Here is a 4,115-nt window from a genome sequence, read left to right on the forward strand (position 1 = left end):
CGCCAGCACGATGAACATGATCATCGTCGACAGGAACATGACGCGGCGGCCGATCTTGTCCGACAGCCAGCCGCCGATCAGGGCGCCGGTCAGCGCGCCGCCCGGGGTGCCGGCAGCGGCGAGCCCGAGCTCGCGCGCGCCGGGATTGTACTGCTCCTTGACGAAGATCAGCACGAAGGCGATCGAATAGAGGTCCCAGGCCTCGACCAGGATCGAGGCCATCATCAGCCAGCCGACCCGGTTGCCCTTCGGGCTGTAGTTCTTCACCAGATAGCGCACGGCGCTGTCGATGGCCGTCTGCTGCGGCAATGGATCGTCGGCGGTGATGGTACTCATGAAGGTCCTCTTCGTTGGCGTGATGGCGTGCAGTTCAAATCAGCGGCAGCGGCTCGATGTTGCAGTCGAGCAGGCCGGGATCGATGCCCGTGGTCATGTCGGCGAACATCTGGTCCATGAAGTCGATCAGCGCGTCGCTGGCCTTCACGGCGGCCGATGCGCGCTGGCCTGCGACGGCATTCAGGATGGCGACGTGGCGATCGATGGTGCCGGTGAGATCATGGTCCGGCAGCAGCCGGTGATAGATGAAGCCGATGCGGCGATAGATCGTGTGCAGCGGCCGCATCGTGTGCGCCAGGAACGGCTCGCCGGAGGCGGCGAGCACCAGCGCGTCAATGCGGCGGTCAAATTGGTTGAACTCGTCGATCGACACGCCGGCGCGCCGCTCGCTCAGCATGCGCTCGATCTGCTGCATCTGGTTGCGGTGCGAGAGGCTGGCGCGCTCTGCCGCAAGGCGGATGACGAAGCGCTCCATGTCGCGCCGCAGGCCGAGCAGCAGGCGCTCGCGGGCGAGATCGATCGGCGCGACCTGCAGGCCATGGCGCGGGCGGATGATGATGAGCGTATCCGTCGCGAGCTGGTTGACCGCGCTGTGCACCGGAGTGCGGCCAAAGCCGGTGATATCCTGCAACTCCTGCATGGTGAGAAAGCGGCCGGGCTTCAAGGTGCAATTGACCAGCAGCTCCTCGATCTTGAGGTAGGCGGCCTCGAACAGGTTGCCTGCGCTCCGCTGCTGCGGTGCGTCATCGCTATCCTGCTTCGCGAGTTTGAGAGCGCCCTTGCGCTGCGCCATGTGGTGTCCTCGGTGGCCTTCCTCCGGCCCGCGTCTCGGCGCGGTCCCACTGATCAGCAATAAACATATTGTGATATATTACAAGTGGGCGTATGGCTGCGAAAGGCCTGTTACAGATGCGTTCAAAGTAGCGGCAGTGGAGGAATGTCTGTGAAGATCACTGCGATCGAGACCCTGCGCACCGAGGAATTCGCCAACGTCATCTGGGTCCGCGTCCATACCGACACCGGCCTGATCGGGCTCGGCGAGACCTTCTACGGCGCCGGCGCCATCGAGGCGCAGATCCACGACACCTTTGCCGGCCGCCTGCTCGGGCGCGATCCGCTGCGGATCGAGGCGATCCATCGCGACATGCTCAACCTTCCGATGGCGCAGTCCTCGACCGGCGTCGAATATCGCGCGGCCTCCGCCATCGACATCGCGCTGTGGGACCTGTTCGGCAAGGTCTGTAACCAGCCGGTGCACCAGATGCTCGGCGGCCTCTGCCGCGACAAGCAGCGCATCTACAACACCTGCGCCGGCACGCGCTATGTGCGCTCGACCAATATCAGTCCGGTGTCGAACTGGAGCCTGGAGACCGACAGCCCCTACGAAGACCTCGACGGCTTCATGAATCGCGCCGATCAGTTGGCCGAGAGCCTGCTCGAGAGCGGCATCACGGCGATGAAGATCTGGCCCTTCGATCCGGCCGCGCAGGAGAACCACGGCCTTTACATCACCGCCGCGCAGATGAAGACCGCGGTCGAGCCGTTCGAGAAGATCAGGAAGGCCGTCGGCGACAAGATGGAGATCATGGTCGAATTCCATTCTCTGTGGAATCTGCCGGCCGCCAAGCAGATCGCCCGCGTGCTGGAGGCCTATCAGCCGACCTGGTACGAGGACCCGATCCGGATGAACTCGCCGCAGGCACTGGCCGAATATGCCCGCTCGACCGATGCCTGGGTCTGTGCCAGCGAGACCCTCGGCTCGCGCTACCCATACAAGGAGATGCTTGATCGCGATGCCGCGCATGTGGTGATGGCGGATCTGTGCTGGACCGGCGGCCTGACCGAAGGGCGCAAGATCGCGGCGATGGCGGAGACCTATCATCGCCCCTTTGCTCCCCACGACTGCATTGGCCCGGTCGGCTTCATTGCCGCGGTGCATATGTCGTTCAGCCAGCCCAACACGCTGATTCAGGAATCGGTGCGGGCCTTCTATAAGGGCTGGTACAACGAGCTTGTCACCACCATGCCTGTGATCAAGGATGGTTACGTCTATCCGATGGAAGGCCCGGGCCTCGGCGTCGATCTTAAGCCCGCGGTGTTCGATCGCTCCGACCTGACCGCCCGCCGCAGCAATCTGTGAGTTCAGCATGTCCACTGCATTATTCGACCTTTCCGGCAAGACCGCGTTGGTGACCGGCTCCTCGCGCGGCCTCGGCCGCGCCATTGCGGAAGGTTTCGCCAGGGCCGGCGCGCGGCTTATCATCAACGGCACCGATGCCGCGCGGGCCGAGGCCGCCGCCGGCGAGTTTCGCGCCGCCGGACATCAGGCGCTTTCGGCCGCATTCGACGTTACCGATGAAGCCGCCATCGTGCAGGCGTTCGAACGCTTCGATGCCGATGGCGTCGCGGTCGATATCCTGGTCAACAATGCCGGCATCCAGCACCGCAAGCCGCTGGTGGAATTCACCACCGACGAATGGCGCAAGGTGATCGAGACCAATCTGACCAGTGCTTTCGTGATCGGCCGCGAGGCGGGCAAGCGGATGATCCCGCGCCAGCGCGGCAAGATCATCAATATCGGCTCGCTGGGGAGCGAACTGGCGCGGCCGACCATCGCGCCCTACACCACGGCCAAGGGCGGCATCCGCAACCTCACCCGCGCGATGGCGGTGGAGTGGGCGCAGCACGGCATCCAGGCCAATGCGATCGGGCCCGGCTACATGCTGACCGACATGAACCAGGCGCTGGTCAGCAATCCGGATTTCAACAACTGGCTGATGTCGCGCATTCCCGCCAAGCGCTGGGGCAATCCGGACGAACTGGTGGGTGCCGCGATCTTCCTGGCGTCGGACGCGTCGACCTATGTCAACGGCCAGACCATCTATGTCGACGGCGGCATGCTCGCCGCGATGTGAGCCGCCGACAATAATAACGGGAGAGACGCCCATGCGCGCCATCGTCATTCACGCGCCGAAGGATCTGCGGATCGACGATTTTCCGGATACCGGGCCCGATGCTGGGCAAGTGCGTGTGAAAATCGCCAATGGCGGCATCTGCGGCTCCGACCTGCATTACTATCATCATGGCGGCTTCGGCACCGTGCGCATCCAGCATCCGATGGCGCTGGGGCATGAGATCTCAGGCGTCGTCGCTGCGGTTGAAGCGGACGTGACTGACGTGACCGAGGGCATGCGCGTCGCTGTCAATCCGAGCTTGCCGTGCGGTCATTGCCGTTATTGCCGAGAGGGGCTGCGCAACCAGTGCCTCGACATGCGCTTCCTCGGCAGTGCGATGCGCAATCCCCATGTTCACGGGGGCTTCCGCGAATACATCACGGTGGATGCCGCGCAGGCGGTGCCGATCTCCGCAAAACTGTCGCTCGCCGAGGCTGCGATGGCCGAGCCGCTGTCGGTGTGTCTGCATACGGCGCATCAGGCAGGTTCGCTGCTGGGCAAGCGCGTGCTGATCACCGGCTGCGGCCCGATCGGCGCGCTGATGGTGGTGGTCGCGCGCTATGGCGGCGCGGCCGAGATCGTCGTCACCGACGTCGCCGACGCGCCGCTGGCGGTCGCCGAGAAGCTGGGTGCCAGTCGCGTGGCCAACGTCGCGAAGGACGGCGCGGCGCTCGACGGCTACAAGGCCGACAAGGGCACCTTCGACGTGCTGTTCGAGGCCTCCGGCAATCAGGCGGCGCTGCGCAGCGCGCTCGATGTGCTCAGGCCCGGCGGCATCATCGTGCAGGTCGGGATCGGCGGTGAGATGACCTTGCCGTTGAACAC

Annotated in this window: 5 protein-coding genes; 3 read left to right on the forward strand and 2 right to left on the reverse strand. The window is 64.6% G+C overall.

Annotated features, from left to right (window positions below; translation table 11 throughout):
* Together WA702_RS30315 and WA702_RS30320 are read right to left on the reverse strand one after the other, a co-directional pair.
* Positions 1 to 336 (reverse strand): MFS transporter (locus WA702_RS30315; protein ID WP_425114213.1); only part of this gene is annotated, 336 nt, incomplete at its 3' end.
* Between the two features lie 34 nt (positions 337 to 370).
* On the reverse strand, positions 371 to 1,129 hold the full coding sequence (locus WA702_RS30320) for a GntR family transcriptional regulator (protein WP_425114214.1): 759 nt from the start codon (positions 1,127 to 1,129) through the stop codon (positions 371 to 373).
* A 150-nt stretch (positions 1,130 to 1,279) separates the two neighbouring features.
* Between WA702_RS30320 and WA702_RS30325 the strand changes: the two genes are divergently transcribed.
* The 3 genes from WA702_RS30325 to WA702_RS30335 all read left to right on the forward strand — a co-directional run.
* Complete coding sequence (locus WA702_RS30325) at positions 1,280 to 2,476, forward strand: mandelate racemase/muconate lactonizing enzyme family protein (protein WP_425114217.1); 1,197 nt, start codon at positions 1,280 to 1,282, stop codon at positions 2,474 to 2,476.
* A gap of 7 nt (positions 2,477 to 2,483) precedes the next feature.
* Positions 2,484 to 3,251: a glucose 1-dehydrogenase gene (locus WA702_RS30330; RefSeq protein ID WP_425114215.1), complete on the forward strand. Its 768-nt coding sequence runs from the start codon at positions 2,484 to 2,486 to the stop codon at positions 3,249 to 3,251.
* A 31-nt stretch (positions 3,252 to 3,282) separates the two neighbouring features.
* A partial coding sequence (locus tag WA702_RS30335; protein WP_425114216.1) for an L-idonate 5-dehydrogenase occupies positions 3,283 to 4,115 on the forward strand: 833 nt, incomplete at its 3' end.

It is taken from the genome of Bradyrhizobium sp. (genome assembly GCF_049798375.1).
In the GTDB taxonomy this organism is placed as follows: Bacteria; Pseudomonadota; Alphaproteobacteria; order Rhizobiales; family Xanthobacteraceae; genus Bradyrhizobium.